17 protein-coding genes and 1 pseudogene are annotated in these 20,285 nt (G+C 64.3%); 8 read left to right on the forward strand and 10 right to left on the reverse strand.

Features of this window, described 5'->3' with window-relative positions:
* Positions 1 to 145: 145 nt before the first annotated feature.
* Genes RT131_RS17600 through RT131_RS17620 form a run of 5 tightly spaced genes read right to left on the reverse strand, consistent with a single transcriptional unit; the run spans position 146 to position 6,938 of the window.
* Positions 146 to 1,390, reverse strand: coding sequence for a CaiB/BaiF CoA-transferase family protein (locus tag RT131_RS17600; protein ID WP_313174073.1), 1,245 nt, complete (start codon positions 1,388 to 1,390; stop codon positions 146 to 148).
* Positions 1,387 to 2,784, reverse strand: coding sequence for an amidase (locus RT131_RS17605; protein ID WP_313174074.1), 1,398 nt, complete (start codon positions 2,782 to 2,784; stop codon positions 1,387 to 1,389). The genes RT131_RS17600 and RT131_RS17605 overlap by 4 nt, the downstream gene beginning before the upstream one ends.
* A gap of 10 nt (positions 2,785 to 2,794) precedes the next feature.
* The gene (locus RT131_RS17610) at positions 2,795 to 4,192 is read right to left on the reverse strand and encodes a hypothetical protein (protein WP_313174075.1); all 1,398 of its coding nucleotides are present in this window, start codon (positions 4,190 to 4,192) and stop codon (positions 2,795 to 2,797) included.
* Positions 4,189 to 5,580, reverse strand: a complete 1,392-nt coding sequence (locus RT131_RS17615; RefSeq protein WP_313174076.1) for an MmgE/PrpD family protein — start codon at positions 5,578 to 5,580, stop codon at positions 4,189 to 4,191. The genes RT131_RS17610 and RT131_RS17615 overlap by 4 nt, the downstream gene beginning before the upstream one ends.
* Complete coding sequence (locus RT131_RS17620) at positions 5,580 to 6,938, reverse strand: MmgE/PrpD family protein (RefSeq protein WP_313174078.1); 1,359 nt, start codon at positions 6,936 to 6,938, stop codon at positions 5,580 to 5,582. The genes RT131_RS17615 and RT131_RS17620 overlap by 1 nt, the downstream gene beginning before the upstream one ends.
* 134 nt (positions 6,939 to 7,072) lie before the next feature.
* Between RT131_RS17620 and RT131_RS17625 the strand changes: the two genes are divergently transcribed.
* From RT131_RS17625 to RT131_RS17635, 3 genes are all read left to right on the forward strand, one after another.
* On the forward strand, positions 7,073 to 8,317 hold the full coding sequence (locus tag RT131_RS17625; RefSeq protein ID WP_313174080.1) for an acetyl-CoA hydrolase/transferase C-terminal domain-containing protein: 1,245 nt from the start codon (positions 7,073 to 7,075) through the stop codon (positions 8,315 to 8,317).
* 16 nt (positions 8,318 to 8,333) lie between these two features.
* Complete coding sequence (locus RT131_RS17630) at positions 8,334 to 9,074, forward strand: GntR family transcriptional regulator (RefSeq protein ID WP_313174082.1); 741 nt, start codon at positions 8,334 to 8,336, stop codon at positions 9,072 to 9,074.
* A gap of 295 nt (positions 9,075 to 9,369) precedes the next feature.
* Complete coding sequence (locus tag RT131_RS17635) at positions 9,370 to 9,786, forward strand: H-NS histone family protein (RefSeq protein ID WP_313174084.1); 417 nt, start codon at positions 9,370 to 9,372, stop codon at positions 9,784 to 9,786.
* Positions 9,787 to 10,396: 610 nt separating this feature from the next.
* Here RT131_RS17635 and RT131_RS17640 read toward each other — a convergent pair.
* The 4 genes and pseudogenes from RT131_RS17640 to RT131_RS17655 all read right to left on the reverse strand — a co-directional run bounded on the left by RT131_RS17640 (position 10,397) and on the right by RT131_RS17655 (position 14,301).
* Positions 10,397 to 11,943, reverse strand: a pseudogene (locus RT131_RS17640) (PLP-dependent aminotransferase family protein).
* A 10-nt stretch (positions 11,944 to 11,953) separates the two neighbouring features.
* Complete coding sequence (locus tag RT131_RS17645) at positions 11,954 to 12,520, reverse strand: DUF6436 domain-containing protein (protein WP_313174086.1); 567 nt, start codon at positions 12,518 to 12,520, stop codon at positions 11,954 to 11,956.
* 35 nt (positions 12,521 to 12,555) lie between these two features.
* Positions 12,556 to 12,840: a hypothetical protein gene (locus RT131_RS17650; protein WP_282271763.1), complete on the reverse strand. Its 285-nt coding sequence runs from the start codon at positions 12,838 to 12,840 to the stop codon at positions 12,556 to 12,558.
* A 48-nt stretch (positions 12,841 to 12,888) separates the two neighbouring features.
* Entirely contained in the window at positions 12,889 to 14,301 is a 1,413-nt protein-coding gene (locus tag RT131_RS17655; protein WP_282271764.1) for a PLP-dependent aminotransferase family protein, read from the reverse strand.
* 182 nt (positions 14,302 to 14,483) lie between these two features.
* Here RT131_RS17655 and cyoA point away from each other — a divergent pair, with 182 nt between their 5' ends.
* The 5 genes from cyoA (at position 14,484) to RT131_RS17680 (ending at position 19,079) form a co-directional block, all read left to right on the forward strand.
* Positions 14,484 to 15,383 carry a ubiquinol oxidase subunit II gene (gene cyoA, locus RT131_RS17660; RefSeq protein WP_313174090.1) on the forward strand — a complete coding sequence of 300 codons (900 nt, stop codon included), beginning with the start codon at positions 14,484 to 14,486 and terminating at the stop codon, positions 15,381 to 15,383.
* Between the two features lie 5 nt (positions 15,384 to 15,388).
* Positions 15,389 to 17,371, forward strand: a complete 1,983-nt coding sequence (cyoB, locus tag RT131_RS17665; RefSeq protein ID WP_303748706.1) for a cytochrome o ubiquinol oxidase subunit I — start codon at positions 15,389 to 15,391, stop codon at positions 17,369 to 17,371.
* 5 nt (positions 17,372 to 17,376) lie between these two features.
* A complete protein-coding gene (gene cyoC / locus RT131_RS17670; RefSeq protein WP_313174098.1) occupies positions 17,377 to 17,997 on the forward strand; it encodes a cytochrome o ubiquinol oxidase subunit III in 621 nt (206 codons plus the stop codon).
* Between the two features lie 2 nt (positions 17,998 to 17,999).
* Positions 18,000 to 18,332, forward strand: coding sequence for a cytochrome o ubiquinol oxidase subunit IV (gene cyoD / locus RT131_RS17675; protein WP_057627619.1), 333 nt, complete (start codon positions 18,000 to 18,002; stop codon positions 18,330 to 18,332).
* Positions 18,333 to 18,407: 75 nt separating this feature from the next.
* Positions 18,408 to 19,079 (forward strand): SCO family protein, encoded by a 672-nt coding sequence (locus tag RT131_RS17680; RefSeq protein ID WP_313174093.1) that lies wholly within the window; start codon positions 18,408 to 18,410, stop codon positions 19,077 to 19,079.
* 129 nt (positions 19,080 to 19,208) lie between these two features.
* Here the strand turns inward: RT131_RS17680 and RT131_RS17685 are convergent, their stop codons facing one another.
* Positions 19,209 to 20,234, reverse strand: coding sequence for an alpha/beta hydrolase (locus RT131_RS17685; protein WP_313174094.1), 1,026 nt, complete (start codon positions 20,232 to 20,234; stop codon positions 19,209 to 19,211).
* Positions 20,235 to 20,285 lie beyond the last annotated feature (51 nt).

Genomic DNA, 20,285 nt, shown 5'->3' on the forward strand with positions numbered 1-20,285 from the left:
CCCTCCCCAACCCTCCCCTTGGCTGCGCCAAAGGGAGGGAGCAGAGTGGGTCGCGGCGACCTGACAGATTGCAGGCATGCGCCCCCTCCCTTTGGCGCAGCCAAGGGGAGGGTTGGGGAGGGGTAACGCCTTTAGCTTTTAGCTTTTAGCTTTTAGCTTCAGCAGCAAACCCAACCACACCCAGCTCCTGCAACACCCGCAGCCGCTCGCCATCAACCGCAAGCACCTCCCCCAACACCTCAGCGGTGTGCTGCCCCAGCACCGGCGCCGCCTGCTCATGACGCAAGGGCGTCGCCGAGAACCTCAGCGGGTTGCGCACCATCGCCACACTGCCGCCGCCGGCATGCGGCAATTCGATCCGCAAACCACGCGCCTGCACCTGCGGATCGGCAAACACCTGATCGATGCGATTGACCGGATTGGCCGGCACCACCGCTTTCTCCAGCGCCGCCAACCACTCGGCCGCCGGCCGCGTACGCAACACCTGCTGCAGATGCGGCACCAATACCTCACGGTTGGCGACCCGTGCGTTGTTGCTGGCATAGCGCGGATCGCGCGCCAGCTCCGGCTCACCGATCACCCCGCACAAACGTGCGAACTGACCATCGTTGCCCACCGCCAGCATGAAATAGCCATCAGCGGCCGGCATCACCTGGTACGGCACGATGTTCGGATGCGCCGTGCCCTGCCGGGTCGGCACCACGCCGCCGATCAGATAGTTGGAGGCCTGGTTGGCCAACCAGGCGACCTGGGTATCCAACAATGCCAGATCAATCTGCTGGCCAACGCCTGTGCGCTCGGCATGGCGCAACGCGGCCAGGATCGCCGTTGCCGCATACATGCCGGTCATCAGATCGGTCGCCGCCACACCTACCTTCTGCGGGCCGGCACCCGGCGCGCCGTCCGGTTCGCCGGTGACGCTCATCAAGCCGCCAATGGCCTGGATCGCCGCATCGTAACCAGCGCGCTGCGCATAAGGACCATCCTGGCCGTAGCCGGTGATCGAGCAATACACCAGCTTCGGGTTGATGGCCTGCACGCTGGTGTAATCCAGCCCGTACTTCTTCAGGCCGCCAACCTTGTAGTTCTCCACCAGTACGTCGCAGTGCACGACCAGCTCGCGTAGCAGCGCCTGTCCTTCGGCGGTGGTGAAATCAATCGCCACCGAGCGCTTGCCGCGGTTGGCGCACAGGTAATACGCCGACTCGCTGCTGTCATTGCCCTCGGCGTCTTTCAGATAGGGTGGCCCCCAACTGCGGGTATCGTCACCCACGCCAGGCCGCTCGACCTTGATGACATCGGCGCCGAAGTCGGCCAGCACCTGGGTGGCCCAGGGGCCGGCAAGGATGCGCGACAGGTCGAGAACACGAACACCATCGAGCAGCTTCATTGCGGCCACCAGGTCTTGCAGGCTTCCGGCAGCGCGGGCTGCCAGCCAATCGCATGCTGGAACGCCTCCGCCAGCGCAATCAGCGTGAGTTCGTCGCCCACATTGCCGATCAGCTGCATGCCGGCGGGCAACTCTCCCGCAGTTACCGGCAGCGGTACCGACAAAGCGGGGTTGCCGGCAAGGTTGGCGTAAGCCGTGAGGTCGGCCTGACTGGCCGGCACCGGGGTGCCGAAGGCGAATGCACGCTGCGGCGCAGTCGGCATCACCAGCACGTCGCAACGCGCCAGCCACTGCTGCAGCTGCACCTGGCCACGGTCGGCCAGTTGCGAGGCGGCAGCCAGTTCGGCAGCGCTGCGGCCTTCGGCCCAGGACATCAGTTTGACCAGCAACGGCGAGAATTTGCTGCGATCACTGGCCCAGGCATCGGCGTGTTCGACCAGCAGCTCGGCTTCGCTCATCAGCAGGCCGGCGCGACGTGCACGGGCCGAGGCAAATGCCGGCGCCGCCAACGGCTTCAGTTGATGGCCCAGGCCAACCAGCACACGCAGCCCATCCTCGAATGCCGCCTGCACGTCGGGCGCGACATCGGTTGCGTCGAACAGGTCCACTACGCCGATACGCAGTCCCTGCACATCTGGCGCTGCGTATTGGATGAAGCGCGACTGCGCGCAGTCCGGATCGAAACCGGACATCAGCTGCAGCAATAGACGCAGGTCACGCGCCGAACGCGTCAACGGGCCGATGTGATCCAGGCGCCGGCACAAGGCCACCGTGCCGCGCGTGCTGATCGCGCCCCAGCTCGGCTTGAGCCCAACCACGCCGCAATAGCTTGCCGGGATGCGCACCGAACCCATGGTGTCGGTGCCCAGCGCCGCTGCGCACAAACCCGCCGCAACCGCCGCACCGCTGCCGCCACTGGAACCGCCCGGCGTATGACCGTGCCGGTGTGGGTTGTGACAGGCGCCGTAGAACGGGTTGTCGTTGTCGGCGCCCATCGCCGCTTCATGCATGTTGAGCTTGCCGACGATCACCGCGCCTGCTGCGCGCAATGCAGCCACGGCAGGATTGTCGGCGCTAGCCGCCTCGCTATGACGGCGGGTTTCCATGCCGGCGGTGGTGACCATGCCGGCCACGTCGATATTGTCCTTGACCGCGATCGGCAGGCCTTCCAAAGGACGCGCCAGGCCACGCTGGCGGCGTTGCTGTGATTGCGCTGCCGCAGCCCGCGCGCCTTCCGCATCGATGTGGATATAGCTGTTGATCTGCGCCTGGCTGGCGGCAATGGCCGCCAGCTGCTGCTCAATCAGCTCCGTGCAGCTGACGTCACCGGCAGCCAGCAAGGCTGCCTGCGCCGTCATGTCCATGCTCAACAACTGCGCATCGGCCTTGCTCACGCGGTCTTCCTCAAGCGAAACGTTTGTCGATCAGGCGCACCGGCTTCTGCCGTACCTCGATACCGGTCAATGCAGCCAGTGCACCGGGTGCGGCCAGCACGATGCTCATTTCAACACCGAGGCGCTGGCGCAGCAACGCGGCGAACTCCGCTGCCAGCTGTGCGTCATCCAATGCGCCACGGGTTTCCACGTGCACGGCCAGATCATCCCGACCGCCTTCATCACGGCTGGCGACACAGATGAACTCACCGGCGAACGCGGCGTGTTCTTCCAGTACCGGCGCCATCGCCTGCGGGAATACGTTGATGCCGCGGATCTTGACCATGTTGTCGCTGCGGCCGAGGAAACCCTCGATGCGGCGCAGGTTCATGCCCAACGACGATGGCGTGGTCAGCACGCGGGTCACGTCGTGGGTGTTGAAGCGGATGATCGGATAGATGTCGTCCTTGTACAGGCAGGTGACCACCATGTCGCCGGTGTCACCGTCAGCCACCGGCGTACCGCTGTCGACGTCGAGGATTTCGACGTACTGCGCGTCTTCCATCAGGTACAGGCCATCCTGGTCCGGGCCCTGCCCGGCAATCGCGCCGGTGTCGCCCACGCCATACCAGTCGTACAGCTCCACCCCGCCCCAGGCCGCCGACAGCGACTCGCGCGATTCACGACCGAGGTGGCCGCAGATCATCCGCACCGGGATGTCCTTGCCCGGCACCAGGCCGTTCTCGCGAGCCACGTCGGCCAGCTTCTTGATGTAGTCAGCGAAGCCAACAATCACATTGGCGCCCATGTTCTTCATCAGCTGCACCTGCTGCGCCGAGCGCATCTCGATGCCGGTGCCGGCCGAGCAGAACAGCGCCTGCGTGTAATGGGTCACCGCCTCACGCACATAGTGGCCGCCGTTGATCATGCCGTGGCCGTAGACCGAGTGCACCACGTCACCGGGCTGCATGCCCTGCCAGCGGTACAGGCGGGCCAGCAGCAGGCTCTGCACTTCGCGCGAATGCGGCGAGAACACCAGCGGCTGCGGGCGACCGGTGGTACCGGAGGTGGTGTGGAACACCAGCGGCTTGTTGCCGGCTTCGGTGCCGTCCTGCCAGCCGTGGAAATCACCCAGCGGCGGATTGGCTTCCACCGACGCCATGATTTCGTGCTTGCCGAATACCGGCAGCTTGGTGATGTCATCCAGGCTCTGGATGTCTTCAGGCTTGATGCCTGCATTGCCCCACAGGCGCTGGTAGAACGGGATCTGCCAGGCGCGGGCCACGCAACGCAGGAACATCGCGTTCTGCTCGGCACGCAGTTCCTCGCGGCTGATGTTTTTGAACTTGTCGGTGAAAGCCTGGTCCAGCGGGAACTGTTCAAGCAGCTCCTTGACATCGAACGACTCGAAATAGGTGGCGTAGTTCATGGGGTCTCGACAATCAGCAGGTCGACCAACCGCCTGACATCGTCGATGTCCTGCAGGTGGTCGAAGTGGGAGATCAGGGCATTGCGGTGGCCGGCATCGAACGGACGCGCGGCGTGGTCAAGGCAGTGGTGGAACTTTTCCAGTTGCTGGGCGCGCGACAGCGGCCGTTGCGGCGAGCCGATGGCGGCATCCCGGTGGTTGTGCAACACCTGGCCATCACGCAGGTTCACCGTGATCGACTGCGGCACCAGTGCATTGGGGTCTTCGCAGTCGTTCGGCATCAGGCTGACCCGCGTGGCGAACGCCGCCAGCCGTGCGTCGGCCAACTTCTCCGGCGCATACGCCGACAGGCCGACCTTGCCATCCAGCAAGACGGTGCCCAGCAGGAATGGCAGGCAGAGCCGTGCGTAGCTCGTCTCCATCGCGGGCTGATAGCTGCGGCCGACCAGCCGGCGCACCAGCGGCGGTGCCTGCAATTCGATGCGGGCAACATTGTCCAGATTCAGTTCGTGCTGCTGGCGCAGCTCCATCAGCATGTCCTGCGCGGCATGCGCGGCGCCGCCGGTCGGGAACACCTTGTGGCTGACGGTGAGGATCTGCGCTTCGCGTGCGGCCAGTTTCCGCAGCGCCGGGCCGACGTCGAACTCACCTTCAATCAACGGCAGGTAGCCGAACGGACCTTCCAGCATCTCGCGCGGCGCCGGGAAGCCATTGCGCGCCAGCTCCCAGCAGCTCAAGGCGGCGCGCGCGTTCAATGCGACCTGCAAGGCCAGGGTCGGCGAACCTTCCACATGTGCCTGCATGGTGCCGGACAGATGGCTGTAGGTCAGGCCGAGCGCGCGTCGCAGGAGCTCCTCATCGGCGCCGTGCAGGTGGGCGATACCCGCTGCCGCACCCAGTGCGCCGCACATCGACGGGCGGAAGAAACGCATCGGTGCCCGGCCGCTGATGCCGATCAAGGTAGCGACATCGACCGCAACATTGAGCGCTGCGATCAAGGCCTTGCCATCGACCGCCACACCATCAGCATTCGCTCGTTGCTCGGCGGCGGCAAACAGCGCCGACTGGATCACCGCCAGTGGATGCACTACCGCCGGCATATGCACGCAATCAAATTCCTGGCTGTGTATCTGGTAGCCATTGACCATCGCGGTGCTCGCTGCAGGCATGGCTTCACCGGTCACCCAGACCCGAGCGGCATTGCCGCTGCCGAAGCTCGCGGCAGTGCGTCGAACAGTTTGGGTCAGTGGCACCTGCGGACCGGAGCCGGAGATGCCCACCGCCACCGAATCCATCACGAAGACCCGCGTTGCCGCCACCGCTTCCGGTGACAGGTCGTCAAAACGCAGCGTGCTTGCATGCTGCAACAATGCTTCAGTCAATCGCATCAGGCCACCCGCGCCAACATGGCGTTCAAGGCATCCAGACTGCCGCCTTCGGCCAGCGCCTGCACCTGCCCAAAGAGGGGTTGCGCCAGGCCCGCGGATACGCCACCCCATTGTGCCAAGGCCAGCGCCTTGGCCAGCACATCCTCGGCCGACATCGGGCATTCCGGGTCGCCCCAGGCATCGACGCGCTCGACCTGCACGCTGCGGCCATCGGCCAGCCACAGCTGCACGCTGGCGCCGTAGTGCGTTGGGAAGCGTTGGCTGCAGGCTGCATCCTCGATCAACGCGATGCGCTGTCGCCACGGCGCCAGCTCGGCATCGCTGCAGGCTTCGGCGGTGTAGTGCTCAAGTTGCGGCCGGCCATTGACCAGGATCGAGGCCAACGCGTGCTGCAGGCTGAACTTGGCCTCCAGCTCGGTCTGCGGCTGGGCGCGGTCGCAGAAGCGCAAGGCCTCGGCATACGTGCGCACTTCGATGCGTTCAATCTGCGCAATGTCTGCTACATCGAGCTGCGTCATCGCTTCCAGCATCGCATCGATCGCCGGATGTGCATGCCTGCAGGCCGGCCACGGCTTCAGGCTGGTGCTGTGGATCAGCCAGTCGTCCTCATCGGCAACCACCAGTTCCGGCACGGCGTCCGGCGCGGTAGCGGCAAACAGCCCCTGCTCGCCTTCCAGTATCCTGCGCGGCCCACGCATGCCAGCCAGCGCCAATTGTGCCGCCAGCCAGCCACTGCGTGCGGCCTCTGCGTTATGCAATGACTTGGTCGGCACCGGCTCGTGGCGCATCTGCCACAGCCCGCCGGTGCGACTGCCGGCATTGCCCAGCGCGTCGGCCAGCGATTCTTCTGGCAGGCGCAGTATTGATGCTGCCGCTGTGGCGGCACCAAATGCGCCAGCAGTCGAGGTGGGATGCCAGTAACGGTAATGCGCCTTGCCCAACGCACGGCCGACGCGGATCGTGGCCTCATAGCCACGCACGATGGCATCGAGCAGCGCCGTCGCATCCGCGCCTTCGGCCTGCGCCGCAGCAAGTGCAACCGGGATCACTACCGGGCCAGGATGCAGGATGGCCCCCCGATGCACATCGTCCATTTCCAGCACATTGCCGAGTGCGGCATTCAGCAGCAGGGCGTCGGCGGCAGTTCGCCGGCCCGCCCCCAGAGCAACCACATTGCCACTGGCCTGCGCCTGCACCACCGCGCGCAGCTGGTTTGCAAGCGGGTAGCGCAAGGCAGCCAAGGCGCAGCCCAACCAATCGACCAGCAACAACGCGGCGCGTTGCCTGGCGGCGGCATCCACCGGCCGTTGCAGGCGCCGGGCAAGCTGTTCGGTAAGGCTGGCAGCAGGCGTGGTCATCGCGCGATGAGGTCTCGGTGCAGGCCCGCAACAGCGGGTTTGGGTGGTGGGAACGGCAACCGCGTGAAAGGAGCATAACCGACTTTGTCCGGACATATCATATGATCCGTCTCCCGAACGCTGCAATCCGCCCCATGCCCCGAATTCTGGATGTCGACACTTTCTTCGATTACCTCGCGCAAGGACCCGAAGTCTTCGCGCCCGGCTGTGCCGGCCATTCCTTGCTGTTCGAACACTGGCTGCGCAGCGGTAGCGAGCGCTGCGGCGGGCTGCGCTTCACCGGCGTGCACATCCCCACGGTCAATACCTTCGACTTTGCCGGCCTGCACGCACAGGCACGCCAGCGCACGATCTTCCTCAGCGGCGATCTGCGCAGTTCGTGGCTGGATGGCCGCGTCGACTACCTGCCGATGACCTATACCGCCACCTGGCGCTGGCTGCGCGAAAGCGTGGCCTTTGACACCGTCCTCGTGCAGGTGGCCCCGCCGGACGAGGATGGCAACTGTTCGCTGGGCATTGCCTGCGACTTCACCCCCGCGGTATGGCCGCGCGCCACCCGCATCCTGGCGCATATCAACCCGCGCATGCCGCGCACGCGCGGGCCGTCGATCCCGTTGGCGCGGTTTACCGCCGCCATCGAGCAGGATGCGCCGTTGCTGGCCATTCCCGATCCGCCTGCCGATGCCGCGATGGACGCGGTCGCCGCGCAGGTCGCCACCCTGGTGGAAGACGGCGCGACCCTGCAGCTCGGCCTGGGCCGTCTGCAATCAGCGGTGCTGCGCGCGGTGCGCGAGCGCCGCAATCTGCGCATCCACAGCGGCATGGTCTCGGACGGGCTGCTGGGCCTGCTCGAATCCGGTGCGCTGTCGGCGGCACCGGATGCAGTGGTGGCCGGCGTCGCGCTGGGTACACAGGCGCTGTACGACATCGCCCCGCGCAGCATCAGCTTCCGCGAGGTTGGCCATACCCACGACCACAACGTACTGGGTGGTATCCCACGCCTGACCGCCATCAACAGCGCGTTGTCAGTGGATCTGCTGGGCCAGGTGAACGGCGAATTCCTGTCTGGACGCCAACTGAGTGGTGTGGGTGGCCTGCCCGATTTCCTGCAAGGCGCTCGCCAATCGAGTGCCGGTCGCGGCATCATTGCACTCCCTGCCAGTACCCCGAAGGGCGAAAGCAGGATCGTGCCGATGCTACCCGCCGGTCCCGTAAGCCTTGCCCGCGTAGATGCCGACTGCATCGTCAGCGAACATGGCGTAGCCGATCTACGCCATCTCGATGTCCATGCACGGGCCCAGGCCCTGATCGCCATCGCCGCACCCGAACACCGTGAACCCCTGCAGCGCAGCTGGCAGGAACTCTCGCTCAGACTTTGAACAAGGATCTGTACATATGACTGGTACGCGACGCAGCAAGCCCCGCTATGCCGAACTGGGCGACTTATTGCAGGCGGCAATCGAGAAGGGCGAGTACGCCGTTGGTACCTTGCTACCCACCGAGCTGGAGTTGTGCGAACGCTTCAGCGTCAGCCGCCACACCGCACGCGCAGCCTTGGCGCAACTGATCAGCGCCGGCCTGGTGCAGCGCCGCCCCGGCGCTGGCACGCGGGTGATCGCACAGAACTCGGCGATGCGCTACGAGCACGAGATCGACACCGTCGACCTGCTGATGCAGTACGGCAACAGCACCCGTCTGCAGGTGCTGGAGGCCGAGCGCAAGCTGGCCGACCCTGCGATGGCGCAGCGCCTGGACATCCACGAAGGCAAGGAATACCTGCGCCTGCACTGCCTGCGCCTGGAAGAACAGACCCGCGAGCCGATCGCCGTCACCGAGATGCTGATCCCGGTACGCACCGGGGTGCCGACCGAGAAGTTGCTGGAAGTGGCCGGCGCCGCGCGGGCGCTGGCCAAGTTCCTCGACCCGACCAAGCTGTCGCGGGTGGAGCAGGTATTCGATGCAGCCTCGTTTGAAGCGGCTGATGCCAAGCTGCTGGACATCAAGAAGAGCGAGCCGGCAATGCGCGTGCAGCGCCGTTACCGCGATGCCAATGGCCGCCTGCTGCTGATCGCGACCAGCCTGCACCCGCCGGGCCGGTTTGCGTACTCGATGGTGCTTTCGCGCAATCACCGCTGATCGAAGCCACCCGTATTTGCGCCACCCGAGACCCGATGTCAGATCCCTGGCTTCGGGTTTCTTTTAGGTCCCGCCAAGGAAGTAGCCCGGGTAAGCGCAGGGCACCCGGGGGATGCGGTACCCGGTGATCTTGCCGCCCCTGCTGAAAGCCCCCGGGTGCGCTGCGCTTACCCGGGCTACGCGGTCCAGGTCCACTCCCCCCAATTCACTGCGTTCCGGCCCCCAATGCTGCCCCGCCGACCCTGTTTCACAGCGGCAGCTTGACACTCCAAAGCCAAGAACTGACGCTTACGCGATGAGTATCGACCTAACCCCCCTTGATCTTCGAGAGCTGAACACTCTCATCCGCGCCGCACAGGACAGGCACAAAGCGCTCACCCAACGTCAACCTGCGGAAAAGGTCAGGCGCAAACTCACCGCATTGGCCAAGCAGACCGGCTATACGATCGAAGAGCTGTTCGGCCCGGGGGCCGATGCCGCCGCCGTGAAGAGCAAGCCAGCGCGGCGCAAGGGGCCGAAGGTCAAGCCCAAGTACCGCGACCCGGAAAACCGTTGGAACACCTGGACCGGCCGCGGCAAGATGCCGCTCTGGCTGGCCTCCAAGATCCGCTTCGGGCAGACCGCCACCGACTTCCTGATCCCCGGCGTGGCAAAGCTCACCCCGAAGGAAACGGTGCTGACCGGCAAGCGCAAGCTGTTCAAGCAGGGCTGAAGGCGGCGGACCAGCGATTGATGCCGCTCTTGTAGGAGCGGCGTCAGCCGCGAAGCTGGTGGAAATTGAACTGCGGCGTTGCATGGCTCCCGGCTACGACTGGCTGGTTTGCTTCGCGGCTCCTGCGGCAACGCTTGTAACGCTCCTGCCGAGCATGGCTCGGCACTACATTGCAGCTTTGCTTGTAAAGCCTCTGCCGAGCATGGCTCGGCGCTACATTGCAGCTTTGCTTGTAAAGCCTCTGCCGAGCATGGCTCGGCACTACAGGCTTGTGCTGCGCCTGCAAATGGCTGGCGATGCGCGCTTTTGCCCCCTCCCTTTGCCGCAGGCAAGGGGAGGGTTGGGGAGGGGTGCTGTTCGCGGTTGATCTTCGGTTGATGCATCGTCAGCCTCGCGGCTTACGCAGCTCCTGCAACATTGCTTGTAAAGCCCCTTCCGAGCATGGCTCGGCACTACAGCTAGGGCATTGCTTGTAATGCCTCTTGCCGAGCATGGCTCGGCACTACAGCTGGGGCATTGCTTGTAATGCCTCTTGCCGAGCATGGCTCGGCACTACAGTTGCGGCATTGCTTGTAATGCCGCTTGCCGAGCATGGCTCGGCACTACGGGTTCATGCCGCGCTGCTTGAATCCGGGGTGTCGACCAGTTGGTTGATGCGGCGCAGGGCGCTTTGCAGTTGGCGTCGGTTGCTTGCCTGCCCCAATGACAGCCTGAAGCCTCGGCTGCGCTGTGCGCCGTCCGGCCTGAATGCCGATGAAGGCGATATAGCCAGACCCTGCAGCTGGGCGGCACGCACAAAACCTGCATCGGTCCAAGGTTCGGGTACGCTGCACCAGGCATGTAACCCGGCTGCCTGCACCTTCAACGAAGGCACCAGCAGATGAGCGGCCAGCGCGGTGCGTTCGTGTGCTTCATCCAACACCTGATTCAACAATGCAGTCGCCGAACCATCCAACAGCAGCTGGCTTACCAGCGCCATCACCAACGGGTGGCCCATCAAACAGATCGAACGCAACGCCGTCGCCAGCGCTTCGGCATGCTGCTCCGATGGACAGCGAACGAACGCAGTACGCAGACCCGGGCTGATCGCCTTCGACAAGGTTGATACGTAGTACACATGCGCCGGTGCCAGCGTCGCAATCGGCGCTGGCTTTTCCACAACGTGATGCCAGTAAGGATCATCCTCGATGGCCAGCAGATCCAGCAGCTGCAGCACACGTGCCAGCTCAACCCGACGCTGCGGCGGAATCGTCAGCGCCGTCGGGTTGTTGCAGGTGGGGTTGAGGTAAACCACGCGCGCCCCACTCTGCCGCGAGGCGCGCTCCAGTGCCTCCGGGCACATCCCTTCCCCATCGCCATCGACTGGCAGCAAGCGTCGCCCCAATGATCGTGCCGCCTGCAGCAAGCCCGGATACACCAGGTGATCGCAGAGAATCACCTCGCCTTCCTGGGTCTGGCTTATCAGGATCGAGGCCAGCGCCGACTGCGCGCCTTCCGCCACCACCAACGCCGTATCGGCAATATCGCCAAGCATCGGCTGCAGCCAACTTATCGCTGCATGCCTGTCAGTCGGGCTGCCGCCAGCCAGGTGATACGTCATCAGATTGGGCGCATTGCTGCGCGCAAGCACGGCAGCGGCGCCACGTCGCAAGGCATCGTTCAAGGCCAATGCATCCGGTACCGGTGGCACGTTCATGCTCAGGTCCACCGGTTGGCCGAAGGCGGCTTTCGGCGGTGCGATGAAACTGCCCTGCGGTCCACGCGCTTCGATCAGGCCACGTCGGCGCGCCTCATCAAACGCACGCGTCACCGTGGTCAGGTCAATGCCGAGCTGCTTTGCCAAGGCGCGCTGCGATGGCAACCGATGGCCGGGCACCAGCTCGCCGGTGTTCATGCTGCGCTCGATGCTGTTGACGATGCGCAGGTAGATCGGGCCGTTGCTGCGCAGCGCGCTGTCCATCCAGTTCATCGCCAAACCCCATGTTTACTGGCAAAAACTGCGACATCCTGTCGCACCATGTATGGACGATGTAGCCACGTATTGTTTGCATCAGCGGCGGGTGCCTGCTCACAACCATCGGTCGGTTGGAGCGGGTGCCCGCTGTTTTTTGTGCGCGGACAAAACGTCCACGCACGCTGGCATGCATGCAGATTCATCAGCAACGGATCAAGGCTTGCCTTGCCAAGCGCAGTAGCAGCCCACCGCCAGCAGTCCACGCGGGCGCACCGTCTGCCCGTCAACCAGCTTGTCGAGAATCGGCTCGACAAAACTATTGGCCGAGTTGCAGACCATACCGATGCTGTACGGGCCGGCGTAGGCCAGATGCCCTGCCCTGTCCCAGATCGCAACCGCAGGGCTGGCCGGAATATGTTCGGCGCCTTCAATCGTCGGCATTTCTTTCAAACGACCACGCAGATACTCGGGCAGCTCACCTGTCGTGCCCGGGCGGCGCACCGCATAGAAATCGATGTTGGCGCGACGGTACATGCTGATCAGATAACTCAGATGCGCGCCGGTTTCGCGGTTGCAAACCTTGCAGGCTGGGTCCCAGAAATGCACGACGCGGATGCGCCCATTGGCACCGGCCAGTTCCGGCGGCAGCTTGAGTTGGGTGTCGTCGAAGACGATGGCCTGCTCGGCGAACGTGGCCTGCTCACTCAGCCCGAAGTACTGCCATAGCGCTATCGCGATACCGGCCATCAGCACACAGCCCGCTGCGATCCACAGCCGCATCCCGCGCCTGCGCGGCGATGCGGCGTTGGGCGGGCTCACGAGGCGGCGTCCGCGCCGAACTTGTGCTCGTACTGTTCCAGCATCTCGGCACAGGAATCGGCCTGGGCGCGGCGGTAGATCTCGGTGCGTTCCGGCGCGCGGCTGCGCTGCAGGCACTGTTCGATGGCCGCGCGCTCACTGGCCTGCACATCGGCGGTCTGCGGCCGCGAGCAGACATAGACCAACGACGCCAGCGCCAGCACCACGAAACCGGCGCAGCCCAGCATCACCAGATGAAACTTCAGCTTGTCCCGACGCACAGCAGCTACCCACATATCCATACAAGATATGCAATGTATCACTTTTGTATGGATATGACCGGAGCCAGCTCAGACAATCGCCTGCGTCCGCGTCTCAGGCGCAGCCGAGATGACCTCGGTGAGCTTGGTCAATGCCGCCGCCAGGCTGTGCTGGTCCACCGCTCCGCCCAGGGACAGGCGGATAGCATTGCCGGCCTGCTCCTCGATGCTGAAGGCCTCCGAGCTGGCGATGCCCAGGCCTTGCGCCTGCGCGGCCTGGATCAGCCGGTACTGGTCCAGCCGCGGCGGCAACGGCAGCCACACATGCAGGCCGGACGGGTGCGCCTGATAGGGCTTGGGCAGGATGCGCGCGGCGATCTGCTGGCGCTGGCGCAGCTCCTGCTGGAAGCGGCGCACCATCTCATCGGCCTGGCCGCTACGGATCCAGTGCGAGGCCACCGCCACCATGGATTGGGTCGGCATCAGCGCGATCGAGCGCAGGGCGTCCAACAGCGGCTCCATCGGCTCGCCCGGCGGCACCACCAGGTAGGCGGTGCGCAGGCCCGGCGCCAGGCACTTGGACAGGGTGGAAACGTAGTAAACCGGGGCATCCGGGTGGCTATCCACCGCCAGCGGCGGTGCCGCGTCGGCTGCCAGCAGCCAGTACGGATCGTCCTCGACCACCGCCACGCCATGGCGGCGGGCAATGGCCAGAATGGCCGCGCGCCGGGCCTGCGACATGGTCGCCGTGGTCGGGTTCTGGATGGTCGGGATCAGGTAGATCAGGGCCGGCTTGCGCTGCTGGCAGGCCGCTTCCAGCGCGTCCGGCAGCATGCCTTCGGCGTCCATGGCGATGGAGACGATGCCCCGCTGCAGCACACGTGCGGCGGCCAGCAGGCCCGGATAGGTGAGCTGTTCGGCGGCGATCAGGTCACCCGGCTGGGTCTTGGCCAGCACGATGGCGCATAGCGCGGCCTGCGCGCCGGGGCAGATCACCACCCGCTCGGCGGAGACGTTGCCGAGGATCGGCGCCAGCCACTGCACGGCGGCGGCACGGTCATCGCGGGAGCCCGCGCCGACGTGGTAACTCATCAACTCGCCCTGCCCCAGCTGCTGGCTGAGCTGCTGGAAGCCGCGCTCCATGCTCTGCGCGAACGGGCTGCTGCCCAGCAGCGGCGGGATGTTCATGCTCAGGTCCACCGAGGTGGCGCTGTTGCCGGCCGACATGGCGATGAAGGTGCCGCCGGCGCCCTGCGCGTCGAGTAGGTCGGACTGGCGCAGCTCGGCGTAGGCACGGGTCACCGTGGTCAGGTCCACGCCCATCAGCTGGGCCAGGTCGCGCTGCGGCGGCAGGCGGTCACCGGGTTGCAGCACGCCATCGTCCACGGCATCGCGTACCTGCTGGGCAATCTGCAGGTAGAGCGGACCGCTGCCCTCGGCAAAGGGACGGACCCAGGTCCGGTTGGGCTTTTTCAGGCGTCGGCCTGCGGCTGGCTGCTGCATCGGGTGAACCTTCCCTGCTTTGTACGTGCACCAACCCATACAATGATGTATCTTGTATGGACTTGACTGGATCGGCAATCCTTTTGTAGGCACCGCCGTACGGACAGTGTAGCCGCTCCCGGCCCATGCGCCGGGCATCGGCGGTCCCCGCTCAAGAGCTCCTTCAACAGGGTCGACCTTCAATGAATATCTGCTGGAAACGCATCCGCCCAGCGCTGGCCGCTTTGGCATGCGTGGGCCTGTCTGGCTGCAACTGGGTACTACTGGACTCCAAGGGCGACGTGGGCATTGCCCAGCGCGACCTGATCATCATCTGCATCGCCTTGATGCTGATCGTGGTGATACCGGCCATCGTGCTGACCTTCGTCTTTGCCTGGCGCTACCGCTCCGGCAATACCAAGGCCAGGTACATGCCCGATTGGGCGCACTCCACCAAGGTGGAAATCGTGGTCTGGGGCGTGCCCCTGATCATCGTCGCCGTGCTCGCCGTGATCGTGTGGAAATCCACCCACGAGCTTGACCCTTACAAGCCGCTGGATATCCCCGGCGAGCCGCTGCATGTGGAAGTGATCGCCACCGACTGGAAGTGGGTGTTCGTCTACCCGGACCTGGGCATCGCCACGGTCAACCAGCTCAACTTCCCGGCCGGGCAGCAGCTGGCCTTCGACATCACCTCCAACTCGACGATGAATACCTTCTTCATCCCGCAGCTGGGTGGGCAGATCTATGCGATGGCCGGCATGCGCACGCAGCTGCACCTGGTGGCGAACGAGCAGGGCAAGTTCGACGGCATGTCGGGCAATTACAGCGGCCATGGTTTCTCCAACATGAAGTTCGTCGCCACCGCGATGAGCCAGCAGCAGTTCGATGACTGGGTTGCGCAGGTGCGGCAATCACCGGATCAACTGAGCTTCGACGAATTCAAGCGCCTGGCCGCGCCCACCCGCAAGGAACCGGTGCGCCACTTCGCCAGCGTCGAGCCGCTGCTGTTCAAGAAGGTCATCGACCAGTTCATCGGCGTGGGTGAGAACACCGCGGCCCCATCGGGCCACAACGCAGCTTCCAAGGCCTCCCAGGAGTAATGAGCATGTTCGGTAAGTTGACGTGGGACGCCGTGCCGTTGCACGACCCGATCGTCGTGGTGACATTGGCGGGCATGGTGCTTGGCGGCATCGCATTGCTCGCCGCCGTCACCTATTTCAAGTTGTGGGGCGTGCTGTGGCGCGACTGGTTCACCACCGTGGACCACAAGAAGATCGGCATCATGTACATCGTGGTGGCGCTGGTGATGCTGGTGCGCGGCTTTGCCGATGCACTGATGATGCGCGCGCAGCTGGCCGCGGCCGGTCCCGGCAGTGATGGTTTCCTGCCACCGGAGCACTACGACCAGATCTTCACCGCGCACGGCGTGATCATGATCTTCTTCGTGGCCACACCGTTCGTGGTGGGCCTGATGAACATCGTGGTGCCGCTGCAGATTGGCGCGCGCGACATGGCCTTCCCCTTCCTCAATGCCTTCAGCTTCTGGATCTTCGTGGTCGGCGCTGCGCTGATGATGATCTCGCTGGGCCTTGGCGAGTTCGCGATGACCGGCTGGGTGGCGTATCCGCCGTTGTCCGGCATCGAGTTCAGTCCAGGGGTAGGTGTTGATTACTACATCTGGGCGTTGCAGGCCTCCGGTGTCGGCACATTGCTGACCGGCGTCAACCTGTTCATCACCATCCTGCGCATGCGTGCGCCGGGCATGACCTTGATGAAGATGCCGGTGTTCACCTGGACCGTGCTGGTCACCAGCGTGATCATTATTGCCGCGTTCCCGATCCTGACCGTCGCACTCGGCGCGCTCACCCTGGACCGCTACCTGGACTTCAACTTCTACACCAATGACCTGGGTGGCAACCCGATGATGTACGTCAACCTGGTGTGGGCCTGGGGCCACCCGGAGGTGTACATCCTGGTATTGCCGGCGTTCGGTATCTTCTCCGAGATCACCGCCACGTTCTCGCGCAAGAAGCTGTTCGGCTACAAGTCGATGGTGGGTGCAACGCTGGCGATCGGCATCCTGTCGTTCGTGGTGTGGCTGCACCACTTCTTCACCATGGGCTCCGGTGCCAGCGTCAATGCCTTCTTCGGCATCATGACGATGATCATCGCGATCCCGACCGGCGTGAAAATCTTCACCTGGTTGTTCACCATGTACGGCGGCCGCGTCGAGTTCAGCGTACCGATGCTGTGGACCATCGCCTTCCTGGTGACCTTCACCATCGGTGGCATGACCGGCGTGCTGCTGGCCATCCCGGGCGCGGACTTCCTGCTGCACAACAGCCTGTTCCTGGTGGCCCACTTCCACAACACCATCATCGGTGGCGCGCTGTTCGGCTACCTGGCCGGCTTCGTCTACTGGTTCCCGAAGGTGTTCGGCTTCACCCTCAACGAGCGCCTGGGCAAGTGGTCGTTCGCCTGCTGGATCATCGGTTTCTACCTGGCCTTCATGCCGCTGTACATGCTGGGCTTCATGGGCATGACCCGGCGCATGAACCAGTACGACAACCCGGCGTGGACGCCCTACCTGATTGCCGCCTTCGTCGGCGCACTGTTCGTGTTCGCAGGCATCGTGCTGATGCTGGTGCAGATCTACGTCAGCATCCGCGACCGCAAGCAGAACCAGGACATCACCGGCGACCCGTGGAATGCGCGCACGCTGGAATGGCAGACGCCTTCGCCGCCGCCGTTCTACAACTTCGCCGTGGTGCCCAAGGCCGACACCCTGGACGCCTTCCACGAAGCCAAGAAGCAAGGCCTGCCCAAGCCGCCCAAGCACTACGCGCCGATCCACATGCCGCGTAACACCGGCGTGCCGCTGATCCTCAACATCTGGATCCTGGCGTTGTGCTTCGCCTTGATCTGGCACATCTGGTGGCTGGCCGGTGCGAGCTTCGTGGCGATGATCGTCACCTTGATCGTGCGCTCCTACGACGAGGACGTGGATTACTACGTCAGCGCCGAAGAAGTGGCCGCCATCGAGAACCAACACCAGAACAAGCTCAAGCAGCACAGGGTGATTGCATGAACATCATGTCCAATGTCGCCGTAGACAACACACAGGCGGCCGAGCACAGCCATGACGACCATGGCCACGACCAGGGCGGCATGAAGGTCTTCGGCATGTGGGTCTACCTCATGTCCGACCTCGTGCTGTTCGGCTCGCTGTTCGCCTCCTACGCGGTGCTCAGCAACGCGTATGCAGGCGGCCCGACCGGTGCCGAACTGTTCTCGCTGCCGTTCGTACTGGTGGAGACCTTCCTGCTGCTGGTGTCCAGCATCACCTACGGCCAGGCCGTGCTGGCGATGCACCGCCAGGACAAGCGCGCGGTGCTGACCTGGCTGGGCGTGACCTTCGCACTCGGTGCCGGCTTCATCGGCATGGAAGTGTATGAGTTCAACCACCTCATCCACATTGGCGCCGGCCCCACCACCAGCGCCTACCTGTCCGCCTTCTTCGCGCTGGTTGGCACGCACGGCCTGCACGTGGCCAGCGGCCTGATCTGGATGGCGGTGGTGATGCACCAGGTGAAGCGTCGCGGCCTCACCCCGACCAACGTCACCCGCATCTCCTGCCTGAGTCTGTTCTGGCACTTCCTGGACCTGGTCTGGATCTGCGTCTTCACCTTTGTCTATCTGATTGGAGTGTTCTGAACATGTCCGACAACGACACCTCCCGCGCCGGCAGCGGACATGGCTCCACCAAGTCCTACCTGATCGGCTTCGTGATCTGCGCCGTGCTCACCGTCATCCCTTTCATGCTGGTGATGAACCCGACGCTGTCGCGGCCACTGACGATGGCCCTGCTGGTCGGCTTTGCCGTCGTGCAGATCATCGTGCAGCTGGTGTACTTCCTGCACATGAACCGCTCGTCTGAGGGCGGCTGGAACCTGGCCAGTTTTGTTTTCACCCTGGTCATTCTTTTCATCGTGGTAGCGCTCTCCATCTGGATCATCTGGAGCATGCATTTCCACATGATGGTCAACTGACGCACGCAACGGGCCGGCACACCATGCCGGCCCGTCGCATGTAGTTCGGCTGTCCGTCCTTCATCGACCATAGCCATGCCCCGCACCAACACCCCCGCCACCGGCCTCGCCGCACTGGCCCGCAAACTGCACCTGTCCACCTTCGCGATAAGCGCCGCCACCCTGCTGCTGGTCGCCTGCGCCGCAAAGCCAAAAGTGGATTTCTACGGCAAGGACATCGCCTGCGAAGCACTCGGCCAGCAATGGACGATGCCCGACAGCACAGGCGTAAGCCGAAGCCCGGCCGACCTCAACGGCAAAGTGACCTACCTGTTCTTCGGCTTCACCAGCTGCCCGGACGTCTGCCCCACCACCATGGTGGAGTTGAACCGCGTGAAGCACCTGATGGGCTCGGACGCCGACAAACTGCAGGTGATCTTCGTCACCGTGGACCCGGCGCGCGACACACCTGCTGTTGCCGAGACTTATGTAAAAGCGTTTGACCCGACTGCGACAGCGCTGGTTGGTGACGATGCGCAACTGGCCGCAATGGCAGCATCATTCAAAGCCTTCTACGACCGCGAAGAAGGCAAGCACCCCGGCGCCTACTCAATGAGCCACACCGCAGGCGGCTACGTATTCGACCGCGAAGGACGGCTGCGTTTGTTCGCGCCCTACGGCATGCCGGTGGAGCAGCTGTTCTCAGATGTGCAGCGACTAACGCTGGAGCCAACAAGGCCGCACGCAACAACCTGTCAGGCAACCTGATAGCCCCGACCCCGCATGACCAAAGCCCCTCTCCCTCCGGGAGAGGGGTTGGGGTGAGGGCAGATCGAAGGCAGCAATGCCTCACCCCCAACACCCCAACCAAACTCAGCCGTAAAACCTAAAGCAACCTCACCGCTCAACACACCCACCACCAACCTCCCCACCCCCAACAAACACCCCAACCGCCTCAACAAAACACCCAGGCGCAAAGTAAGACAGCAAATGCGCCCCACCCTCCACCGTACTGAAGCTCACCTTCCCAGCCTTCCCCAGCACAGCCGCATGCTCCACAGCCCCCGCATACGCCGTATTCGGATCCAAAGTCCCATGCACAACCAAAGTCCTCGGTAGCACCCCAGGCGACTTCCCAAACCAGGCATCCCTGGCATAAGCAGGCACAGGCGCCCCCACCAGAAACCCCGGGATGGCGCTGACAAACAAGGCCCCAGCAGCCTCCTGCTCCACCAGCTCGCGCGTAAGCCCCGGCCGCGCATTGTTCTCCGACGCCGAGATCAACATCACCAGCGGCAACGAAGGCTGGTTGTTACCACCCTGCCCCATCCCCGCCATCGCCGTCTTCAACTCCGCCACTGTCGCCAGCAGCGCGGACGTATCGTCCACCGCCAGCCCATCAACGATGTCGGGAATACGCGCACGCAGCGCAGGGAAGTTCAGCAGCGAGCCCAGCAACCGGCGCAGATCTCCACCCGGCACCGCGTCCTTCCACGGCGCCGTCGGCGCAGCGGCCAGCACACGCTGATAGACCGCCACCTTCTGCTCGCCCAGCACCGCACGCCCCACCGCATCCACCAACGCCGTGCGCCGGCTCAGATCCCACTGCTCGGTGGTCTCCAGCGGCACCAGCCCATCCAGGATCAAACCGTCCAGCGGCATCGGCGCCACCTGCAGCGCACGCAAGGCCAGCTGCGTGCCATACGACACCCCGTACAGATAGGTCGGCCCACTGCCGCGGTAGCGCGACATCAGCAGCGCAAGATCCTGCGCCGCCTCGGTCACCGAGAACGCCTGCGTGCGCGCCGAATCCGCATACATCGCGCCAATGCAGCCGCCCCACTCGCCCCCGGCCAGCGCAACACCATCCGCGCTGTCCGCCGCCTCCTGCACCGGGCAGATGCGCTTGTCGACTCCCGGCATTTCAATGCCAAGCTAAATTAGAGGTTTCCGGTTCGTGGTACTGGCGGAATT

The organism is Stenotrophomonas sp. (genome assembly GCF_032066555.1).
Lineage (GTDB): Bacteria > Pseudomonadota > Gammaproteobacteria > Xanthomonadales > Xanthomonadaceae > Stenotrophomonas.